This window comes from Mycoplana sp. ABR4_002 (assembly GCF_056159645.1).
In genome coordinates, this window is record NZ_JBSWVO010000001.1 from 1,349,584 (window position 1) to 1,371,054 (window position 21,471).

Annotated in this window: 18 protein-coding genes and 1 pseudogene; 14 read left to right on the top strand and 5 right to left on the bottom strand. The window is 68.2% G+C overall.

The genetic code is table 11. The features are described from left to right. Positions 1-10 precede the first annotated feature (10 nt). The 4 genes from acpS to era all read left to right on the top strand — a co-directional run bounded on the left by acpS (position 11) and on the right by era (position 3,013). Positions 11-421 carry a holo-ACP synthase gene (acpS, locus tag ACXAGF_RS06445; protein ID WP_475015398.1) on the top strand — a complete coding sequence of 137 codons (411 nt, stop codon included), beginning with the start codon at positions 11-13 and terminating at the stop codon, positions 419-421. A gap of 76 nt (positions 422-497) precedes the next feature. Next, positions 498-1,268 (top strand): signal peptidase I, encoded by a 771-nt coding sequence (gene lepB, locus ACXAGF_RS06450; RefSeq protein WP_475015400.1) that lies wholly within the window; start codon positions 498-500, stop codon positions 1,266-1,268. Further along, positions 1,265-1,984 carry a ribonuclease III gene (gene rnc / locus ACXAGF_RS06455; protein WP_475015402.1) on the top strand — a complete coding sequence of 240 codons (720 nt, stop codon included), beginning with the start codon at positions 1,265-1,267 and terminating at the stop codon, positions 1,982-1,984. Before lepB ends, rnc begins: the two co-directional genes overlap by 4 nt. 99 nt (positions 1,985-2,083) lie before the next feature. Next, complete coding sequence (gene era, locus ACXAGF_RS06460) at positions 2,084-3,013, top strand: GTPase Era (protein WP_475015404.1); 930 nt, start codon at positions 2,084-2,086, stop codon at positions 3,011-3,013. 24 nt (positions 3,014-3,037) lie between these two features. On the opposite strand, the gene ACXAGF_RS06465 is transcribed toward era, so the two are convergent. Further along, positions 3,038-5,395 carry a putative bifunctional diguanylate cyclase/phosphodiesterase gene (locus ACXAGF_RS06465; protein ID WP_475015405.1) on the bottom strand — a complete coding sequence of 786 codons (2,358 nt, stop codon included), beginning with the start codon at positions 5,393-5,395 and terminating at the stop codon, positions 3,038-3,040. Further along, complete coding sequence (locus tag ACXAGF_RS06470) at positions 5,382-6,434, bottom strand: ABC transporter substrate-binding protein (protein ID WP_475015407.1); 1,053 nt, start codon at positions 6,432-6,434, stop codon at positions 5,382-5,384. Before ACXAGF_RS06470 ends, ACXAGF_RS06465 begins: the two co-directional genes overlap by 14 nt. Positions 6,435-6,594: 160 nt before the next feature. Between ACXAGF_RS06470 and ACXAGF_RS06475 the strand changes: the two genes are divergently transcribed. The 3 genes from ACXAGF_RS06475 (at position 6,595) to bla (ending at position 11,321) form a co-directional block, all read left to right on the top strand. Then, positions 6,595-7,848 (top strand): class I SAM-dependent methyltransferase, encoded by a 1,254-nt coding sequence (locus tag ACXAGF_RS06475; protein ID WP_475015409.1) that lies wholly within the window; start codon positions 6,595-6,597, stop codon positions 7,846-7,848. A gap of 142 nt (positions 7,849-7,990) precedes the next feature. Further along, positions 7,991-10,288, top strand: a complete 2,298-nt coding sequence (locus ACXAGF_RS06480) for a Tex family protein (RefSeq protein ID WP_475015411.1) — start codon at positions 7,991-7,993, stop codon at positions 10,286-10,288. 142 nt (positions 10,289-10,430) lie between these two features. After that, positions 10,431-11,321: a class A beta-lactamase gene (gene bla, locus ACXAGF_RS06485; protein ID WP_475015413.1), complete on the top strand. Its 891-nt coding sequence runs from the start codon at positions 10,431-10,433 to the stop codon at positions 11,319-11,321. Between the two features lie 110 nt (positions 11,322-11,431). Here bla and ACXAGF_RS06490 read toward each other — a convergent pair whose 3' ends face one another. Next, positions 11,432-12,295: a DMT family transporter gene (locus ACXAGF_RS06490; protein ID WP_475015414.1), complete on the bottom strand. Its 864-nt coding sequence runs from the start codon at positions 12,293-12,295 to the stop codon at positions 11,432-11,434. 85 nt (positions 12,296-12,380) lie between these two features. On the opposite strand from ACXAGF_RS06490, the gene ACXAGF_RS06495 reads away from it, so the two are divergent. After that, entirely contained in the window at positions 12,381-13,832 is a 1,452-nt protein-coding gene (locus ACXAGF_RS06495; protein ID WP_475015416.1) for an aminotransferase-like domain-containing protein, read from the top strand. 106 nt (positions 13,833-13,938) lie between these two features. Beyond that, positions 13,939-14,874: pseudogene (locus tag ACXAGF_RS06500) on the top strand (adenylate/guanylate cyclase domain-containing protein); the annotation flags it as partial. Positions 14,875-15,085: 211 nt separating this feature from the next. Here the strand turns inward: ACXAGF_RS06500 and ACXAGF_RS06505 are convergent. Next, the gene (locus ACXAGF_RS06505; protein ID WP_475015418.1) at positions 15,086-15,568 is read right to left on the bottom strand and encodes a methyltransferase family protein; all 483 of its coding nucleotides are present in this window, start codon (positions 15,566-15,568) and stop codon (positions 15,086-15,088) included. 89 nt (positions 15,569-15,657) lie between these two features. Beyond that, complete coding sequence (locus ACXAGF_RS06510; RefSeq protein ID WP_475015420.1) at positions 15,658-15,981, bottom strand: ArsR/SmtB family transcription factor; 324 nt, start codon at positions 15,979-15,981, stop codon at positions 15,658-15,660. Positions 15,982-16,052: 71 nt separating this feature from the next. Here ACXAGF_RS06510 and ACXAGF_RS06515 point away from each other — a divergent pair, with 71 nt between their 5' ends. The 5 genes from ACXAGF_RS06515 to ACXAGF_RS06535 all read left to right on the top strand — a co-directional run bounded on the left by ACXAGF_RS06515 (position 16,053) and on the right by ACXAGF_RS06535 (position 21,452). Next, the gene (locus tag ACXAGF_RS06515; protein WP_475015422.1) at positions 16,053-16,541 is read left to right on the top strand and encodes an SRPBCC domain-containing protein; all 489 of its coding nucleotides are present in this window, start codon (positions 16,053-16,055) and stop codon (positions 16,539-16,541) included. A 9-nt stretch (positions 16,542-16,550) separates the two neighbouring features. After that, positions 16,551-16,913, top strand: coding sequence for a hypothetical protein (locus ACXAGF_RS06520; RefSeq protein ID WP_475015424.1), 363 nt, complete (start codon positions 16,551-16,553; stop codon positions 16,911-16,913). A 269-nt stretch (positions 16,914-17,182) separates the two neighbouring features. After that, entirely contained in the window at positions 17,183-17,938 is a 756-nt protein-coding gene (gene recO / locus ACXAGF_RS06525; protein WP_475015426.1) for a DNA repair protein RecO, read from the top strand. Further along, positions 17,935-18,444 (top strand): PaaI family thioesterase, encoded by a 510-nt coding sequence (locus tag ACXAGF_RS06530; protein WP_475015428.1) that lies wholly within the window; start codon positions 17,935-17,937, stop codon positions 18,442-18,444. The genes recO and ACXAGF_RS06530 overlap by 4 nt, the downstream gene beginning before the upstream one ends. Before the next feature lie 137 nt (positions 18,445-18,581). After that, positions 18,582-21,452 carry a DUF2339 domain-containing protein gene (locus ACXAGF_RS06535; protein ID WP_475015429.1) on the top strand — a complete coding sequence of 957 codons (2,871 nt, stop codon included), beginning with the start codon at positions 18,582-18,584 and terminating at the stop codon, positions 21,450-21,452. Positions 21,453-21,471: the final 19 nt, after the last annotated feature.

The window sequence follows — 21,471 nt, forward strand, 5'->3', positions numbered from 1 at the left end:
AGACCGGCGCATGATCATCGGCATTGGCAGCGACCTGATCGACATCCGCAGGGTGGAGAAATCGCTCGAGCGCTTCGGCGAACGCTTCACCCAGCGCTGTTTCACCGAGGTCGAACGCCGGAAGTCCGACGGCCGCAAGAACCGCGCCGCCTCCTATGCCAAGCGGTTCGCCGCCAAGGAAGCCTGCTCCAAGGCGCTCGGCACCGGCCTTGCGCAGGGCGTCTTCTGGAAGGATATGGGCGTGGTCAACCTGCCCGGAGGCAAGCCGACGATGCGCCTGACCGGCGGGGCAGGGGAGCGGCTGAAGGCGTTGACGCCGCCGGGCCACGAGGCGCACATCCACATCACCATCACCGATGATTTTCCGCTGGCCCAGGCCTTCGTCATCATCGAGGCGCTGCCCCTTGCGGAGCGGCCCTGACCGGCGCGGCCGGGCCCCTGCGGCTTTTTCGCGGCCGCGATTTCATTTCCCCAGAACATGCGCTAGAGAGAGCGGCATGTTTGCACGAGAGGACAAGACAGGCGTGACAGAGAAGATCAAGAAGGCTGAGGGTGGCCTGTGGGAGAACGTCAAGGTCATCATCCAGGCCCTGCTGCTCGCAGTCGTCATCCGCACGGTCCTGTTCCAGCCTTTCACGATCCCGTCCGGGTCGATGATGCCGACGCTGCTCGTGGGCGACTACCTGTTCGTCAACAAGTTCTCCTACGGCTACTCGCGCTACTCGCTGCCGTTCTCGCCGAACCTGTTTGCTGGCCGCATCTTCGCCAGCGAGCCGGACCGCGGCGACATCGCCGTGTTCCGCTTCCCGCCCAATCCGAGCATCGACTACATCAAGCGCGTCATCGGCCTCCCGGGCGACCGCGTCCAGGTCCGCGACAGCGTTCTCTACATCAACGGCCAGCCGGTGCCGCGCCAGCCGAGCGGCTACTTCCGCCCCGACGACCAGTATGACACCGGCGAGAACATTCCGGTTTTCCGCGAGACGCTGGACAACGACGTTTCCTACGACACCATCGACACCCGCATCGGCACCATCGGCGACAACACCCGCGAGTTCATCGTCCCCGAGGGACACTATTTCATGATGGGCGACAACCGCGACAACTCCGCCGACAGCCGTTTCGACGTCGGCTTCGTTCCGGCGGAGAACCTGATCGGCCGCGCCAGCATGATCTTCTTCTCGCTCGGCAACGACACCGCCTTCCGCGAAGTGTGGAAGTGGCCGGCCAACCTGCGCTGGGATCGGTTGTTCAAGGTCGTCGAATGAAATCGGCCAAGCCGCTGAACGAGGAAAATCGCGGACGGCTCGAAGCCGCGATCGGTTACAGCTTCGCCAGCAAGGACCGGCTCGACCGCGCCATCACCCACGCCAGCGCCCGACCGGCCAAGGGCAGCAACTACGAGCGGCTCGAGTTCCTCGGCGACCGGGTGCTGGGTCTGTGCGTGGCCGAACTGCTGTTCCAGACCTTTCGCGAGGCGAGCGAGGGCGAACTCTCGGTGCGGCTCAACCAGCTCGTCAGCGCGGAGACCTGCGCCAAGGTATCTGACGACCTCGGCCTGCACCAGTTCATCCGCACCGGTTCGGACGTGAAGAAGCTGACCGGCAAGCCGATGATGAACGTCCGCGCCGACGTGGTCGAGGCGCTGATCGCCGCGATCTACCTCGACGGCGGACTGGAAGCGGCCCGCGGCTTCATCCTGCGCAACTGGCAGAACCGGGCGAAGAGCGAGCACGGCGGCCGCCGCGATGCCAAGACCGAACTGCAGGAATGGGCGCACGCGAACTTCGCCACCACGCCTGTCTACCGTATCGAGGACCGCTCCGGCCCCGACCACGACCCGCGCTTCACCGTGACGGTGGAGATTGCCGGCATCGCACCGGAGACCGGGACGGACCGCTCCAAGCGCGCGGCCGAGCAGGCCGCCGCGACCCGGGTGCTGGAACGCGAGGGCATCTGGAGGAAAGCGGGCGGAGAGGGCTGAGACACAGGCCCCGGCACCTTCGCCCCGAAATGAATTGAGTGCGGTCCCGACCTGTGTGCATCATGCCCGGAAGGGAGCCGCAAGAGCAACGGAACCATCATGACAGAGCAACAGCACGAAGCCGCCGAGCGCGGCGCCCCCACCCGTTCCGGCTTCGTCGCGCTGATCGGCGCGACCAATGCCGGCAAGTCCACGCTGGTGAACCGCCTTGTCGGCGCCAAGGTCTCGATCGTCAGCCACAAGGTGCAGACGACGCGGGCGATCGTGCGTGGCATCGCCATCCACGACAACGCCCAGATCGTCTTCATGGACACGCCCGGCATCTTCAAGCCGCGGCGCCGGCTCGACCGGGCCATGGTCACGACCGCCTGGGGCGGGGCGAAGGATGCCGACCTGGTGATGTTCCTGATCGACAGCGAGCGCGGGCTGAAGGGGGATGCAGAGGCGATTCTGGAAGGGCTCAAGGAAGTACACCAGCCGAAGATCCTCGTGTTGAACAAGGTCGACCGGGTCGCGCCGGAGGAACTGCTGAAGCTGACCAAGGCGGCGAACGACGTCGTTGCCTTCGAGCGCACCTTCATGATCTCGGCGCTGAACGGTTCCGGATGCGAGGACGTCATGAATTACCTTGCCGCGACCTTGCCGGAGGGGCCGTGGTACTACCCCGAGGATCAGATTTCCGACCTGCCGATGCGCCAGCTCGCCGCCGAGATCACGCGCGAGAAGCTGTTCCTGCGCCTGCATCAGGAGCTGCCCTATTCCTCGCACGTCGAGACCGAGAAGTGGGAGGAGCGCAAGGACGGCTCCGTCCGCATCGAGCAGGTGATCTATGTCGAGCGCGACAGCCAGAAAAAGATCGCGCTCGGCAAGAACGGCGAGGCGATCAAGGCGATCTCGATGGCGTCGCGCAAGGAACTGTCGGAGATCCTCGAGCAGCCGGTGCACCTGTTCCTGTTCGTCAAGGTGCGCGAGAACTGGGGCGACGATCCGGCGCGCTTCCGCGAAATGGGGCTGGATTTCCCGCACTGACCGGGCCGGCCGATCACGGCTGCATCAGGCGCTGACGGCCGTCGCGCCCGCGGACTGCTTCGCTCGCTCCATCAGCCGCTGCATCGCCCAGATGCCGAGGTCCTCGGCCGTGAGCGGCTGGCTGATCAGGTAGCCCTGGTAGAGATCGCAGCCGGCGGCGGCAAGCAGCGCCATCTTCTCGGGAGTGTCGACGCCCTCGGCCACCACCTGCATGTCCTGCGCGTGGCAGAGCGCCACCAGCGCCCGCAGGGTCGGAAGCGCGGCCTTGCTGGTCAGGCTCTCGACCAGCACCCGGTCGAGCTTGATGGTCTCGGCGGCATAGTCGATGAGCTGCTGGACGGACGTGTAGCCGGCGCCGAAATCATCGATGGAAATGCGGAAACCTTTGGCGCGCAACGCCTCGAAGTTGCGCTGCGACTGGTCGCCGAGCTTGACGGCGAAGGTCTCCGTCAGTTCGATCTCGACCGAGCGCGCATCGACGTCGTGACGCACGAGCGCGTCGCAGAACCGGTCGGCGATCGACTTGGTGTAGAGCTCCGCCGACGAGATGTTGATGCACAGCACCGTGTCCGGGCCGAACAGCTGCTTGATCCGGCCACAGCTGGACATGGCCTTGTCGATCACCCAGGAGTCGATCTTGCTGAACAGTCCGGTGGTTTCGGCGATCGGAATGAATTCGTCGGGCGTTATGCGACCCAGCAGGGGCGAGGTCCAGCGCAGCAAGGCCTCGCATGCGACGACCTTGCCGCGACCGTCGACGATCGGCATGTAGACGAGGTGCATCTCGTCGTCGGGATCGAGGGCCCGCAGTTCCTCCTCGATCCGCAGCCGGCGCGTACGGGTGGCGTGCAGTGATCGGGAATAGCGCGCCGAGCCGTTCTTGCCCTGCGCCTTGGCCTGGTACATTGCCGCATCGGCGTCGGCGAGCAGCTCGGGCAGGCTGGCCGCGTCCTCGGGAAAGGCAGCGATGCCGATGCTGGCAGTGACAGGGTAGGACTTTTCCAGCATTTCGAAACCGTCGGCGAACAGGCAGACGATTTCGGCCGAGATCTCCGCGGCCGCGCCGTCGCCGGGACGCGATTGCACCATGATCGCGAATTCGTCGCCGGACAGCCGGGCCACCAGCGCCTCCGGCAAAGCGTGGCGTAGCGCGACCGACTTGACGATCGCCTGGATGCGCGCAGCCAGCGTCTTGAGCAGTTCGTCGCCGACTTTGTGGCCATGCTTGTCGTTGACGAACTTGAAGTTGTCGACGTCGATGAACAGCAGCGTGCAATTCGCCGACGACGCCTCCGCCGCCTCGAGGATTTCCGTCGAGCGGAGATTGAAATGCTCGCGGTTGGATATGCCCGTCAGCGTATCGGTCCAGGAGGCCTCCCGCACCAGCTCGAAGGAGTGCACCGCATCGTCGTGCAGTTGCTTCATGTTGGCCGACAGCCGGCCGATCTCGCCGGCTTCGCTGGTGGCCGCGATCTCGGAGCGGGACCCCGCCATCACCTCGGTCAGCTGGTGGTCCAGCCGGGCGATCGGGCTTGTGATGAAGCGGCGGACCAGCACGAGCACGGTGCCGATGGTGAACAGGCTGAGCCCGAGCGCGCCGAGGGCAAGCAGGTATTTCAGGTTGTACAGCCGGTCGTCGAGATGATCGGCCGGCGGCGTCAGGCGCGCGAAGAGCGAGGGGCCGAGCTTGACCGTGGCGGAATACTCGCCCTGCGCAAGCAGCGGGCGGGACGCGATGTCGATCGTGCTGGCGTATTCCTTTTCCAGCGCCTTCTTCATGTCGAGGAACGGCCTTGGCCGCACCGCCGTCTGCACGAGGATCGACCCCGCCTTGGCGCTGGACACCGGGCGGTTGAAGGTCCGCGGATCGAGGAACTCGGAGTGGATGATGAGCGGGTCCGAATCTTTCAGCGCGACGTAGGACCAGTTGGACAGCTTCGGACTGTCGATGAGCTGCAGTGCGTGCTCGACCTGCTCCGGCGGAATCGTGGCGAAGGGATCGATGCTGTTTTCGTAGTAGTACTCGACCGAGGCGGGCGGACGGATGATGGCCACCGAGATGAAGCGGGCCGGATCCTCGGTCAGCGAGGTGATGCTCTCCTGCACCCGCACGCCGATGGCGTTGCTGCGATAGCTTGCATCGGGCTCGCTGACGAACAGGCGCACGGCGTTGCCCTCGATCAGCGAGTAGATCAGGCTCTTGTTCTGCGTCACCTCGTTCTGGAAGACGGCGCCGAGAAGGCCGAGTTGCTGCCACAGGCGGGCCCGTTCCAGGCGCATGATCGAGGCGCTCTGGCTCATGTAGAGCAGCGTCGCCGCAAGGACGTAGCCCGCCAGCACGACCGGAAAGATGAGGACGAAGGCGCGTTTACTGAGACTCACGGAACTGAACCAGGCTGCTGATGATACGGCGGCGGGCCTGCACCGACGGGACGGTGAGTTCCTCGGAGTACTGGCTCCGGGCCAGGGTTTCCGGCGCCGCATAGATTTCCGGGTCGCCGCGCATGTCGGCGGGGATGAGCGCCAGCGCTTCCCGGTTGGCCGTCGGCATGCTGAGCGAAATGGCGTTGCGGGCCGCGCTTGCGGCGCTCGCGATGTGGTCTACCAGCGCAAGCGCCTGGTCCTTGCGCTTTGAACGCGCGCTGACGGCCATGCAGTCGAGCCAGGACAACGTTCCTTCCTTCGGCACGGCGTAGCGCCAGAGCGCGGCGGCGCCGATCTTCTCGTTCAGCACGTGCTGGTCGCCGCTGTAGCCGAGCGCCATATACACCCGCGGCCCGACCTCGGGGTTCTGGATCGAGGTGATGATGTAGTCGTAGGTCAGGACGAACGGCGCCTGCGCCCTCATCAGCTGATAGGCGGCCTTCAGCGTCTCGTTGTCGTTGGCGTTGATCGACTTGCCGAGCAGCACCAGCGCCGGCACGAAGGCCTCGTTGTGGTCCTGGTACATGGCGATATGCTGGCGCAGCGGCTCGGCGGGCCGCATCAGATCGGCCCAGGAGTCCGGCGCCGCGGCAATCATGTCGGAGCGGTAAAGCAGACCCATCGTGCCCCAGAGGTACGGAACGCCATAGCCGCCGCAGCGGTTCTTCCAGGCGTCGTCGTATTGGGCAAGCGAAGCTATGTTGGCGACCGTTAGCGGCGCGAGGATGCCGCGGCTGCCGAACAGTTTGGCACCGTTCTCGCCGGTGATGACCACGTCGACGTCGCTGTTGGGATCCGACAATACCTCGTCGCGGGCGTCGCCGCTGTCGTAATAGGACTGTCGGACCTCGACGCCGGTCTTCGCCGTCCAGTCCTCAAGGATCGCGGCGTCGATATAGGCTTCCCAGATCAGAAGGTTGAGCGGTTCCGAAGACGCGGATGCGGACGGACAGAAAACGGCAAGCGCCGCCGTCGCTATCAGCATCGATCTTCGCATCCCGCTAGCCCCCGGTTGCTTGTGCTGGCGACTATAGACCGCAAGAAATTGAGGAATTGTTACATGGAAACCGCATGTTGAGGCGGACGCGGTGCGAGCCTGTTGCGCCGCCGGCGCAGATCGCTACCTTGTCCGGACTTCGAAGGCAGAGGAATGGTGCATGGGCTCGGAATTTGTTGCGATGCTGGGGCGGATGGTCACGACCGGGCAGTTGCTTGTCGTCGATCCGTCCGGCGGGTCGGTGCGCTTCGGCGACGGGGCCGGGGCGCCGCTGCGCATCCGCCTTGCCGATCCGACCGTCGGCGGCGAGATCGCCGCCGATCCGGCATTGAAGCTCGGCGAAGCCTATATGGACGGACGGTTGCTGGTCGAGGAGGGCGACATCTTCGATCTGCTCTCGCTGCTGCGCCGCAACGGCGTCCGCCGCGCCGCCACGCCGCGCCACAAGGCGCAGGGGCTGCTGCGGCTGCTGGCCTACCAGCTCAGCGCGCGCCTTCCCGTCAACCGCAACCGGCACAACGTGGCGCATCACTACGACCTCGACGCGCGCCTGTTCGACCTGTTCCTTGACCGCGACTGGCAATATTCCTGCGCCTATTTCGAGCCCCGCGGCATCTCGCTCGAGGAGGCTCAGACCGCCAAGAAGCGGCATATCACCGCCAAGCTGCTGCTGGAGCCGGGGCAGCGGGTGCTGGAGGTGGGCTCGGGCTGGGGCGGGCTCGGCATGTACATGGCCGAAAGCTCCGGTGTCGACGTCACCGGCATCACGCTGAGCGAGGAGCAGCTTGCGGTGTCGCGCAGCCGGGTCGCCGAGCGCGGGCTGTCGGATCGGGTCCGCTTCGAGCTGACCGACTATGTCGACCTCGCGGGCGAATTCGACCGCATTGTTTCCGTCGGCATGTTCGAGCATGTCGGGCTTGCCAATTACGGCAAGTTTTTCGGCACGATGGCGCGAGTTCTCAAGAAGGAGGGCGTGATGGTCCTCCACTATATCGGCCGGGTGAAGCCGGCCTATACGATCAACCCCTGGATCGAGAAATACATCTTCCCGGGCGGGTACCTGCCGGCATTGTCCGAGGTGCTGCCGGCGATCGAGCGGGCCGGATTCCTGGTCAAGGACGTCGAGATGCTGCCGATGCACTATGCCTGGACGCTGAGAGCCTGGCGCGAGCGCTTCGTCGCCCGCTGGGACGAGGCGGCGCGGCTCTATGACGAGCGCTTCTGCCGCATGTGGGAGTTCTATCTCGCGGCGATGGAGGCGGCGTTCCGGCACGACCGCCTGCCGATCATCCAGTTGCAACTCGCCCGTCACCAGGACGCCGTGCCGTTCGCGCGCGACTATATCGGCGAGGCCGAGGCCCGGCTCAGGGCCTTCGAAGAGACAAGGCCGCCGCTCGCCCCGGTTCGCTTCTGAGCGCGGCCCTTGCGATATGTTGTGGACGCCCGCCGCCGTCGCAGTTGGCGGCGAAGGGGCGGCACCCTATGGTCGCCGCCCGCTGACGCGGTGTCCTCGAAACCCGGGGAGCGCCCGCGGCATTGACACCGAGGAGAGCATGATGGCCGCAACACCGCAGAAGATCGCCAACACGATTGCCGCAGAGATCAAGGCCAGCGCGGCGCAGGTCTCGGCAGCCGTGGAGTTGCTGGACGGCGGCGCGACCGTTCCCTTCATCGCGCGTTACCGCAAGGAGGTTACCGGCGGCCTGGACGACACCCAGCTTCGCGTCCTCTCCGAGCGGCTGACCTACCTGCGCGAGCTGGAGGCGCGCCGTGCCGCCATCGTCGAATCGATCGCCGGTCAGGGCAAGCTGACCGACGAGCTTGCCGCCAAGGTCGCCGCCGCCGCCACCAAGGCCGAACTGGAGGACATCTACCTCCCGTTCAAGCCGAAGCGCCGCACCAAGGCCGAGATCGCGCGCGAACGCGGGCTCGGACCGCTGGCCGAGGCGATCCTTGCCGACCGCAGCAGGGTTCCGGCCGAGCTTGCCGCCGCCTTCCTGTCGGCAGAGGTGGCCGATACCAAGGCGGCGCTCGAGGGCGCCCGCGACATCGTTGCCGAGCAGCTCACCGAGAATGCCGACCTCTTGAAGCGGCTGCGCGAATACATGAAGGACAACGCCTTCCTGCGCTCGCGCGTGGTCGAGGGCAAGCAGGCGGACGGCGCCAAGTTCTCCGACTATTTCGACCACACCGAGCGCTGGTCCGGCGTGCGCGGGCACCGGGCGCTCGCCATGCTGCGCGGCTGGAACGAGGAGATCCTTTCCGTCGACATCGTCGTCGACCAGGACGCGACCGACCAGGTCAAGCCGGTCGAGCGCATCATCGCCTCGTTCTACGCGCTCGGCCAGCAGCCCGGCGACCGGTGGCTGGCCGAGGTGATCGGCTGGACCTGGCGGGTGAAGCTGTCGATGTCGCTGTCGCTCGACCTGATGCGCGACATGCGCGAGCGCGCCGAGGAGGAGGCCATCCACGTCTTCGCCCGGAACCTGAAGGACCTGCTGCTCGCCGCGCCGGCCGGGACCCGCGCCACCATGGGCCTCGATCCTGGCATCCGCACCGGGGTCAAGGTCGCCGTCGTCGACAACACCGGCAAGCTGCTGGAGACGGCGACCGTCTATCCGTTCCCGCCGAGGAACGACATCCGCGGCACCCAGGCCGAGCTGGCGGCCCTGATCCGCAGGCACGGGGTCGAACTGGTCGCGATCGGCAACGGCACCGGCAGTCGCGAGACCGAACGGCTGGTTGCCGACCTGCTCGTCCAGCTGCCGGGGCCGAAGCCGACCAAGGTCATCGTTTCCGAGGCCGGCGCCTCTGTCTACTCGGCCTCCGAGGCCGCGGCGCAGGAGTTCCCCGGCCTCGATGTTTCGCTGCGCGGCGCGGTCTCCATCGCCCGCCGACTGCAGGATCCGCTCGCCGAGCTGGTCAAGATCGAGCCGAAGTCGATCGGCGTCGGCCAGTACCAGCACGACGTCGACCAGGGCAAGCTGTCGCGCTCGCTGGACGCGGTGGTGGAGGATGCGGTCAACGCCGTCGGGGTCGACCTCAACACCGCCTCGGCGCCGCTGCTGGCGCGGGTGTCGGGTCTCGGCAAGTCGTCGGCGGAGGCGATCGTCGCCCATCGCGACGCCAACGGCCCGTTCCTGAGCCGGAAGGAACTGCTCAAGGTTTCGCGGCTCGGCGCCCGCACCTTCGAGCAGTGCGCCGGGTTCTTGCGCATCCCCAACGGCAAGGAGCCGCTCGACGCGTCCTCGGTGCACCCGGAAGCCTACGGCGTGGCGGCGAAGATCGTCGCCGCCTGCGGCCGCGACGTGCGCAGCCTGATGGGCGACAGCGCCGCGCTGAAGAAGCTCGATCCGGGGCTCTTCGTCGACGAGCGCTTCGGCCTGCCGACGGTGAAGGACATCCTCGCCGAACTGGAAAAGCCCGGCCGCGATCCGCGCCCGGAGTTCCGGACGGCGACGTTTGCCGACGGTGTCGACGACATCAAGGACCTGAAGGTCGGCATGTTGCTGGAGGGCACGGTCACCAACGTCGCAGCGTTCGGCGCCTTCGTCGACATCGGCGTGCATCAGGACGGGCTCGTGCATGTCTCCCAGCTTGCCGACCGCTTCGTCAAGGATCCGCACGAGGTGGTCAAGGCCGGCGACGTGGTCAAGGTGCGGGTGACCGAGGTCGACGTCGCGCGCAAGCGCATCGGCCTGACCATGCGCAAGGACGGCGGCGGCGATCAGCCACCGCGCGACCAGCGCCGCGAGGCGCCGCGCGGCGGCAGCAGCCGCATGCCGCCCAAGCCGCAGGCGCCGAGCCAGGGTGCGCTCGGCGCAGCGCTGGCCGAGGCGCTGAAGCGGAAGTAGCAGCAAGCCCAGGTTTTCCTGGTGGCTGTCGGCAGAATTCGTCGTTTGCCCTGGATCGCTCGGCCGCCGTGTCGCGATGAGGGCGGACCAATCGGACCGGGCGGCGCGCCGCGCCTCCGGTGTCAAAAAACGGGAAGCAGACATGACGATCACGATTTCCCGCCGGCAGGCCATGGCCGGCGTCCTTCTTGCCGCTCCCGCGGCCTCGGTTCTGGCCGCCAGCGCGGCCGTTGCCGGCGACGACCTGGAACGGCGGCTTGCGGGGCTGGAGGCGCGCCACGGCGGCCGCGTCGGCGTGGCGGTACTCAATCTTGCGACCGGCGCGCGGCTCGGCCACCGCGCGGACGAACGCTTTCTGATGTGCAGCACGTTCAAGGCGCTGCTGGCGGGGCATGTCCTCGCCCGGGTCGACCGCGGCGAGGAGGCGCTGGACCGGCGCATCGTCGCGCGGAAGGCCGATCTCGTGGCTTGGTCGCCGGTGGTGGAAAAGCGTCTCGGCGGTGCGGGCATCTCGATTGCCGAACTCTGCGAGGCGACGGTCACGCTCAGCGACAACGCCGCGGCCAACCTGCTGCTGGCCGCGTCCGGTGGACCGCAGGCCGTGACGGAATTCTTGCGCGGCATCGGTGACGAGGTGACGCGCCTCGACCGCGTGGAACCGGCGCTCAACTATCACGAGGGGCCGGGCGACGAGCGCGACACCGCCTCGCCGGCCGTGATGGTGGAGACGCTGCGCAAGCTGATTTTCGCCGACGCCTTGTCGGCCCGCTCGAAGGCGCAGCTTGCCGCATGGCTGGTCATGAACAAGACGGGCGACGCGCGGCTGCGCGCGGGCTTTCCGGCAGGCTGGATGACCGGCGACAAGACCGGCACGAACGGCGACAAGGCCGGCAACGCCAACGACGTCGCCGTCGCGTGGTCGCCGGACCGGGGCGCCGTCATCGTCGCCGCCTTCTGCGAAATCCCGGGCGTTGGCGGCGACGAGCGCAACGCCGTCATCGCCGAGATCGGGCGCATCGCCGCCGAGGTCTGACTGCCGCGCGGCCCTGGCGCGACGCCTCGCGCTTCCGGCTGGCCCTTGAACGGGGCGCCGAATGCGGGCCTGAAACGGCGGGATCGCCGATTTCGGCGCGTCGTTTGCGGTTATACGGCGAACCGGCGCGCGGCCGCGACGCACAGGATGACCGCGGCGGTGACCGCGAACATGGCTGGAGTGACGGCTTCGTTGAGCAGCGTCGCCGCCAGCGCCAGGCCAAAGAAGGGCTGCAGCAGCTGCAACTGGCCGACCGAGGCGATGCCCCCCTGGGCCAGGCCGCGATACCAGAAGACGAAGCCGATCAGCATGCTGAAGAGCGAGACATAGGCCAGGCCGAACAGGGCCGGGGCGTGGATGTTCGCAAAACTCGGCGGCATCCAGACGATCGATGCGATGACCATGAGCGGCAGCGACAATACGAGCGCCCACGAAATCACCTGCCATCCGCCTAGCCTGCGCGAGAGCCGCGCCCCCTCGGCATAGCCGAGTCCGCAGGCGACGATCGCGGCCATCATCAAAGAGTCGCCGGCCGGCGAGACCATCAGCCCCTGCGCCAGGGCGTATCCGGCGACCAGTGCGCTTCCCAGTCCCGAGAACAGCCAGAAGGCCGGCTTCGGGCGTTCGCCGCCGCGAACGACGCCGAAGATGGCGGTGGCGAGCGGTAGCAGGCCGACGAAGACGATCGAGTGCGCAGAGGTCACGTGCTGCAGCGCCAGCGCCGTCAAAAGGGGGAAGCCGACCACCACGCCCAGCGCGACGACGGCCAGCGACAGCAGATCACCGCGCGAGGGCCGCTTCTCCCGGAAGAGCAGCAGGAGGAGGAACGCCAGGCCGCCTGCGATCGCGGCTCGGGCGACGGTCAGGAACACCGGGTCGAACTGCATCACCGCCACGCGCGTCGCCGGCAGCGATCCGCTGAAGATCACCACGCCGACAAGACCATTGATCCATGCGGTTGCTGTCCGGTCCATCAGGCACTCCATCGTTGGAGCATCCTTATCGGCCGGTGGCGATGGTGTTGCCAGAAACAGTCTGGTACGATTTGGCCGAACTGTAATGGGCAAGGTACCGATACGGATGAGCGAAGTGACGGCGCGGCCCACCCGGGTCGGAATGGTGATGGCCACGATCAGGCAGCGCATCGCCGGCCGCAGCCTGACGCCCGGCGCCAGGTTGCCGTCGATCCGCGGCCTTTCGGCAACCCTCAAGGTTTCGACGTCGACGGTCGTCGATGCCTACGAGCGTCTGGTCGCCGAGGGGGCGATCGTGTCGCGGCCCGGTTCCGGATTCTACGTCGCAAGCCAGGTTGCCCCGTATTCGCCGGCCGAGGCGGGGCCCAGGCTCGATCGCGTGGTCGATCCCTTCTGGATATCACGCCAGTCGCTGGAGGCCGGCGCCGCGCAGTTGAAGCCGGGCTGCGGCTGGCTGCCGCCGGCATGGCTTCCGGAAAGGCGTATCCGCAGCGCGCTCAGGACACTCTCGCGTGCCGGCGACACCTCGCTGGCCGACTACGGCTCCCCGCTGGGATTGCCGCCGCTTCGCCAGTTCATCGCCCGGCGCATGGCCGAACGGGGGATCGAGGCCGCTCCGGACCAGATCCTGCTGACCGAATCGGGAACCCAGGCGATCGACCTGCTGTGCCGGTTCCTGCTCGAGCCGGGCGACACGGTCCTGGTGGACGATCCCTGCTACTTCAATTTCCATGCCTTGCTGCGGGTCCACCGCGCCAAGATCGTGGGCGTTCCCTACACCCCCTCGGGGCCGGACATCGAGGCCCTGGCGCGGATCGTTGCGGACAGCCGCCCGCGGCTCTACATCACCAACTCGGCCATCCACAATCCGACCGGGGCCGTGCTTTCCCCGGCCTCGGCGCACAGGGTGCTCAAGATTGCGGACCAGCACGACCTCACGGTCGTCGAGGACGACATCTTCGCCGACTTCGAGCACACGCCGGCGCCGCGCCTTGCCGGCTTCGACGGGCTGGAGCGGGTCATCCATATCGGCAGCTTCTCCAAGACGCTGTCCGCCTCCGCGCGCTGCGGCTATGTCGCGGCCAGGCGCGACTGGATCGACGGTCTGATCGATCTCAAGATCGCGACCACGTTCGGTGGCGGGCGGCTCGCGGCGGAACTTGTGCTGGGTGTGCTGAGCGACGGCGGCTATCGCAAGCACATGGAGGCCCTGCGCGCCCGCCTCGCCAGGGCCATGGTCGATGCCTCGGCCGGCCTGCGAAGGGTTGGAATAACCCCCTGGCTGGAGCCGCGGTCCGGCATGTTCCTCTGGTGCCGGTTGCCGGAGGGCGTGGACGCTGCGGACCTTGCGCGGGCCGCGCTGGAAAGGAACGTCGTGCTGGCGCCTGGCAATGCGTTCAGCCTGTCGCAATCCGCCGGCAACTTCATGCGCTTCAATGTCTCCCAGACACTTGATCCGCGCATCTTCGAGATTCTCGAGGCGATGCTGTCGCGCGGTGCCGGTTGCAAGGGCCGGGGCGGATCCGGCTTGGATTAGGCCGACGGCGCCGGTATAGTTCCGGAGGAATCGCGGCGGCCCTTGGGGCTGCCCGTGGATGTTCTTGCTCCTCTCCCGTGGTGGCGCAGCAGTCAGGACGACGGCCATGTCCGAAACTCGGCGCAGATTGACAACCATCTTTTCCGCTGACGTCCAGGACTATTCCCGCCTGATGCGGGATGACGAGGAGGGGACGCTCGCGACGCTGAAGCAGCACCGGGACGCGATGGCGCGGCTGATCAAGGCGCATGGCGGCCGTGTGATCAACACGTGGGGCGACGGGTTGATCGCCGAGTTCCCGAGCGTGGTCGAGGCGGTCCGCGCCGCGATCGACACGCAGAACGAACTGGCCGGACTGAACCACCGCTTCCCGAGCGAGGCGCGGATGCAGTTTCGCATCGGCATCAATCTCGGCGACGTGCTGTCGGAAGGCGACGACATCTATGGCGACGGCGTCAACATCGCCGCGCGCCTGCAGGCCTCGGCGCCGCCGGGCGGCATCGTGATCTCGAACACCGTCTACGACCATGTCTGCAACAAGATCGCCATCGGTTTCGACTTTCTCGGGCAACTCGAGGTCAAGAACATCGACGGAGGCGTGCCGAGCTATGCGGTACGGATCGGCGGGGCGGAGCGTTCGCCGCCCCCGAGATTCGCGACCTCGCGACCCGCGCCGCCGAGTTCCGCGCCGCAAGAGCGCTCGCGGCCGGACGTCGCGGCGGCAACGGGCGCGTTACAGGGCGCAGCCAAGGCCGGGACGACCCGCCGCTGGCTCCGGCTGCTCGCGGTTGTCGCCGCCGCGTCGCTGGTCCTCAATCTCCTGAGTTGGGAGGGAACCTTCTGGGCCGTGTGGCCTGTGCTGGCGGTGGCGGTACTGTGGGCGCTGCGCCGGACGCGTTCGCCCGAGCGCTCCGACCGCGTTCTTTCGACGCTCGCCGTCGCCGCTGGCACGGTCGTTGCGATCAATCTCCTGTCCTGGGACGGGACGTTCTGGGCGGTCTGGCCGCTGCTTGCCTTTGCCGCCATGGCGGCGCTGCGCTGGACGCGGATCGCCGCCAACCTCGACCGCATTCTTTCGACGCTTGCCGTCGCCGGGGGCACGGTCGTTGCGATCAATCTATTGTCCTGGGATGGCACCTTCTGGGCGGTATGGCCGCTGTTCGGCATCACGGTTGCGGCCGGGCTTCGCTGGATGATGCACCGCGGCGGCTCGACCTGAAAAGCCGGAGGGGAGGGCGCGGGTCGGGCGGCCGCTACAGCCACCGCCGCACGCGGGCCTTGTAGGAACGGTATTTGTCGCCGAACTTGCGCTCGAGATAGGCCTCCTCGCGCGCGACGACCAGATGGCGGATGACGAGAAAGAACGGCACCGACACCAGCAGCAGCCAGAGGCTGTCAAGGGCGACGGCGAGACCGGCGAGGCCAAGGAACATGCCGATATAGATCGGGTTGCGGCTGTGACGGTACGGCCCCTCGTCGACGATCGCCGTCGTCGGCTCGGTGGTCTGGATCTGCGTGCCGGCACGGCGGAAGGTGATCGCCGCCCAGACGAGCAGCGCCAGCCCGGCCAGAAACACGGCGCTGCCGAGCCAGCCGGACGGCACGGCCGCCGGCACGAAGGGCAACGGAAGCAACTGGTCGAGCGCAAGTGCGGCGATCACGGCGATCGCCCAGGCGAACGGCGGCCGGATCGCCGCGCCCGAGCTGTCGCGCAAATTGTCGTTCGTTTCGTTCATGCCGCAGCCGTCCCGGCGCCGTCGCCGAAGCGGATCCTAGCACGGCGGGCCCGCGCGCAGAATGCTGCACGGGACGGCCGGGTCGCGGCCTAGCGCTCCATTTCCCCCTTCAGCGCTGCCAGCACGTTGATCGCGTGGCCGGCATACTGGCTGATCCAGCGGTCGTGGACCGCCTTGATCGGCAAGGCGTTGAGGTGGTTCCAGCGTTCGCGCCCCTCACGCCGGGCGATGACCAGTTCCGCCTCTTCCAGCACCTTCAGGTGCTGCATCACGGTGCAGCGGTCCATCTCCGGAAATCGTTCGCACAGCGCGCCGGTCGTCAGCGGTGCGTCCTTGATCGCATCCAGCATCTGCCGCCGTTTGCCGTTGGCGAGCGCCTTGAAGACGGCGTCCTCTTTCGATTCGCTTGACATGTTATATTTTTATAACATAAATTGACCGGGTACAAGGTCGAGGCGGGCGTCGTCGCCCGCGGGAGGAGGCCATGAGCCTGGAATTTCGCGTGAACGGCCGGATCGGCAAGCCGGTGGCGGAGGTTTTCGACGCGGTGGTCAATCCGGAGAAGCTGAGCGGCTACTTCACCACCGTCGGCGGGGCGAGCGGACCGCTGGTCGCCGGCACGACGGTGACCTGGTGGGGTCTGGCGCCGGTCGTGGTCGACGAGGTGCAGGAGAATTCCCGCATCGTCCTGCGCTGGGATGCCGCGGTCGACGAGGGCGAGGAGCCGTACCGGACGCGGGTGGAGATGCGCTTCATCCCGCTCGAGGACGGCGGCACGATGGTGACGATCGCCGAGGCCGGCTGGCGCGAGAACGCACGCGGCCGCAAGAGCTCCTACCAGAACTGCGAGGGCTGGGCGCAGATGCTCGCCTGCCTGAAGGCCTATCTCGAATACGGGATCAACCTGCGCCACGGCTACTATCCGAGCGAGCTCAAGGGCGTGGTCGCCACCGAACAGCAAGATTTCACCTAGGAGAGTGCCATGACTGCCGAGATCAAGGGTGGCATCAACATTGCCATGAAGGTGCCGTCACACCAGTACGAGGCGACCATCGCCTTCTACCGCAACGTCGTCGGCCTCGAGCCGTTCGCGGACAAGGCGCCGGCCACGGGCTTCAAGCTCGGCCCGAACCGGCTGTGGATCGACGAGGCGCCGACCTACAGCCAGGCCGAAGTGTGGCTCGAGCTCTTCACGCCGGACCATGCGGCCGCCCTCGGCCACCTGGAGAGGAACGGCGTCGTACGCTGCGACGCCGTCGAGGATCTCGGCGAGGGATTTCGCGGCGGCTGGGTGATGAACCCGGCCAACATCGTGCACATGGTGCGCGAACCCGACGCCTGGTAGCGCCCGCCGCCGGCGGCGTCGGGTCGCCGGTCGCGGACACGCGGTCATTCCGCCTTGCGGCCGATGGCCACGCTCGGGCGTGCGGCGCCACATCCCCGCGCCGAATTGCCCTGCCTTCGTCCCGCACGGGGGCGCGGTTCCTCAGGCCGATGGCGAGGGGCGAAGCCGGACAGGCAGGGTGAGGGGCGTTCCGCCGGATCGCGGCTGGCCGTCCCGGGGACAAGGGCTGCGGCTTGCGGCCGGCCGGGCGAGGGCGTAAGGCTTGCCGCATGCAATGGAGCGACGAGGCAATCGTGCTGGGCGTGCGCCGTCACGGCGAGACTTCGGTGATCGCCGAGGTGATGACGCACGGCCATGGCCGCCATCTCGGTGTCGTCCGATCCGGCCGCTCGCGCACGATGCAGCCGGTGCTGCAGCCTGGAAACGCGGTGGAGGTGACCTGGCGCGCACGGCTCGACGAGCATCTCGGCGAATTCCGCATGGAGCCGCTGCACCTGCGTGCCGGCCGGTTGATGGAGACCGCGACCGCCGTCTATGGCGTTCAGGCGATGGCCGCGCTGCTGCGGTACCTGCCCGAGCGCGATCCCCATCCGCACCTCTACGACATGCTCGGCGTCATCCTCGAGCATCTGGAGGATCCGGCCGATGCCGGCGAGCTCTTCATCCGTTTCGAGCTGGCCGTGCTCGAGGACCTCGGCTTCGGCCTCGATCTTCTCCGCTGTGCCGCGACCGGCGCCACCGACGACCTCGTCTTCGTCTCGCCGAAATCCGGCCGTGCCGTCTGTCGCGACGCTGGCGGTCCCTGGTCCGACCGGTTGCTGGCGCTGCCGGGGTTCCTCGGCCCGCAGGCAAGCCGCGCCGCCGACCGCGATGCGCTCTCCGACGGCTTTCGCCTGACCGCCTATTTCCTCAACCGGCACGTCTGCGAGCCGCGCGGGCAGCCGCTGTCCAGCGCCCGCGACGGCTTCGTCCAGGCGACTTTGCGGGCACTGCTGGCCAATTCCCAAACGGAGACCAATGCATGAATGTCGAACTCTATCCCGGCCTTAGCGTCGCCGGTGTGGGCACGCTGCCGCTCGAGGTGGTCGCGCGCGACGGCGGGCTGAAGGTGTTGCAGGCGATGCTGGCGGGCGAGCTGCCGGCGCCGCCGATGGCCAGGACGCTGCGCTTCACCCTGTCCGAGGTCGACGAGGGTCGCGTCGTCTTCAAGGGGTTGCCGACCGAGGAGCATCTCAACCCGCTCGGCACAGTGCACGGCGGCTGGACCGCCACGGTCATGGACTCCGCCCTCGGCTGCGCCGTCTTCGCCACCGTCCTGCCGGGGGAGGCCTACACCACGGTCGAGTTCAAGGTGAATCTGGTGCGGCCGGTCCTGCCGGGAATGGGCGAGGTGTTCTGCGAGGGCAGGATCGTTCATCGCGGCAAGACGATCGCCACCTCCGAGGCCTGGCTGCGCGATGGCAACGGCAAGCTGCTGGCCCACGGCACCGAGACCTGCGCGATCTTCCCGATCGCCGGCCTGCGGCGCTGACACGACCGGGTGCCGGACAGGCCGCGCGGGACGATTTCGCAGCGCGGTCGCGCAGGCTATGATTGCAATCGCGCCGTCAAGCCGGGCAGTCCGGCGCGGCGCTCGGGCCACGGGGCGGCCCGCCCAGCGGAGAAGACATGGCGGATATACTGGCGCTTGTGGCCATCGTGCTTGCAATCATCGCGATGAATCGAAATCGCAGGAACTCCGCGCAACTCGCTGACGAGATTCAGGAACTTCGCCGGCAACTCGCGGCCCTCGGCGCCGGCGTCGCGCCTCGCCAGGCCGGTCCCGAAGCCACTGCCGGCGAGGCAGACGACGAGGCTGTCGGAGCCGCATCGGCGCCGGCCGAACCGGCCGTCCCGGGACCGTGGACGCGCGCCGGCGAGCGGCAGGCCGCCGCGGCGCAAGCGACGACGGGGGAGGGCGATCCCGCGGCCGCCGCCATGGCGGCGGCTGCGCCGGAAGCGGTGCGCGAAAGCCTCGAGAGCCGCATCGGCGGACGCTGGGCGGTCTGGGTCGGTGGCCTGGCGCTGGCGCTCGGCGGCATCTTCATGGTGCGCTATGCGATCGAGAGCGGGTTGTTGAGCCCGGGTGTGCGCCTGACGCTCGCGGCCCTGTTCGGCCTGACCCTCGTCGCGGCCGGCGAGATCGTTCGCAGGCGGGCGCAGCCGCTCGTCGCCGCCGTCTTCCGCAACGCGATGATCCCCGGGGTGCTCACGGCGGCCGGCACGCTCACCCTGTTCGGCGTCACCTATGCGGCCTACGCGGTGTACGGCTACCTCGGCGCGTCCGCCGCCTTCGTCCTGCTCGCGGCGATTGCGCTGGCGACGATCGAGCTGGCGCTGCTGCATGGCCAGGCGCTGGCCGGCCTCGGCTTGCTTGCCTCGATGGTCACGCCGCTGCTGGTCTCGACCGCCGAGCCCGACCCCTGGCGGCTGTTCGGCTACCTGTCCGTCGCCTGGCTCGCGACGCTCGTCGCGGCGCGCCAGCGCCGCTGGCTGGCCGTCCCCACCCTTGCCAATGCCGGCCTTGGCCTGTGGGCGCTGCTCTACCTTGCCGCCACCGATGCCGTCCAGTCGCTGCCCGTGACGCTGGCGCTGCTGGTGATGCTGGCCGGCATCGCGCTGGTCTGGCCCGGCCGCGGCATCGGCCCGGCCGCCACCGCACCCGTCGGGTCCGGCGTTGCGGCGGGCGCGGCCGAGGGCAGCGGTGCCGGGGCTGGCGGTGCCGAGGTCGGTGCGCCTGCGCCCGTGAATCCGGCCGTTGCGCAGGTGGCCGCGCTCCGATGGTTGCGGCTGCTGGCCCCGCCGGCGGTTGCCGTCTCGCTCAGCGCTGCGCTTGCGGCCGCCGTTCCGGCGATCGCCCTTGCCTTCGCCCATCCCGCGCCGGCATCGGCGGCGCCGGCCTTCGCGGTGCTGGCGCTGGCGCTGGCCGCCGTCGGCGCCGGGCGCGCCTGGGCGATCCATCCGGCGCTTTTCGGCCATCTTTGTGCCCTGTCCGGGGCGATGGTTCTGGCCGGCCTGTCCGGGGGGCTGGCGGTGGACGTGCTGGTAGCGCTGCCGCAAGCGCCGAGCTTTGACACCGCCGCGCCCGCGCCCGCACCGGGCACGGCGCCCGTCAACCTCCTCCTGCTGCTGTCGGCCGGCCTGGCCGTCGTCGGTGCGGCGGGAATCCGCCTCTGGAAGGACCGGGCGCCCGGCCATGCCGCGCTCCTCGGCGTCCTGATGGCGACCGTTCCGGTGGCGATTGCGGCCGCCGGCCTGTTCGCCTTCGGCCACCTGTCGCTGGACCTGCGGCACGGCCTGTTTGCACTGGTCCTTGGGCTGGCCTACCTCGGCGCCGCGGAAGTCAACGCGCGCGGCCTGCCCGCGGGCGCCGCACCGGTGCCGCAATGGGCGTTGTTGGCGGGCGCCTTCGCCTTCCTCGTGCTGTCGCTGGTCGCGCTGACCAACGGTCTTGCGACGACGCTGCTGGTCGCCCTGCTCGGGTTCGCCATGGCGATGGCGACGCGGCTGCGGCCGTGGCCGGCGCTGCCGTGGCTGATGGTCGGCGCCGCGATTGTGGTGGCGGTCCGCATCGGCTGGGAACCGACGGTCGTCGGCGCGGCCAACCTGTCGAGCACGCCGGTGTTCAACGCACTGTTGGCCGGCTATGGCGGGCCCGCGCTGCTGCTCGCCGCCGCCGCCTACGAACTGCGCCGCTGGCCGGGCGAGCGCGTCCGCAACCTGTTGCAGGCGCTTGCCAGCCTGTTCGTGCTGCTGGCCGTGGCCATCCTCGTCCGCCACGCCATGAACGGCGGCGTGCTCGACAGCACGGTGCCCTCGCTCGGCGAACAGGCGATCTACACCCTGCTCGCCGTCGGCGGTTCGGCGGTGTTCATGACGCTGGACCTGCGCTCGCCGAGCCCGGTCTTCCGCTACGGCTCGATGCTGGTCGGCGTGCTCTCGGTGCTGTCGATCCTGCTCGTGCACTTCGTTGCGCTCAATCCGTATGTCACGGGAGAACTGACCGGCCGCTGGCCGTTCTTCAACCTGCTGCTGATCGGCTACCTGCTGCCCGGCGCCGCCTTTGCCGGGCTGGCCTGGTACGCGCGCGACAAGCGCCCGCCGGCCTATGTGACGCTGCTGGCGCTGACCGGGGCCGCGCTCGTCATCGCCTGGCTGTCGCTGTCCGTTCGCCGCTATTGGCACGGCGAGGGCATCGCGGCGTGGAAGGGGTTCCTGCAGGGCGAGACCTACACCTACTCCGTGGTCTGGCTGCTGCTCGGCGTGGCGCTGCTGGCGCTGGGCTCGCGGCTGGATGCAAAGAGCCTGCGGCTGGCTTCGGCGGCGCTGGTGCTGATTGCGGTGGTCAAGGTCTTCGTGTTCGACATGGCCAATCTCGAAGGCATCCTGCGTGCCCTGTCCTTCATCGGCCTGGGCGTCGTGCTGATCGGCATCGGCCTGTTCTACCAGCGCATCCTGTCGGCCGCGGCGGGCGGCCGAGGCGCACCCCCGGCCGCCTAGCCGGGGCGGGACGCGGCGG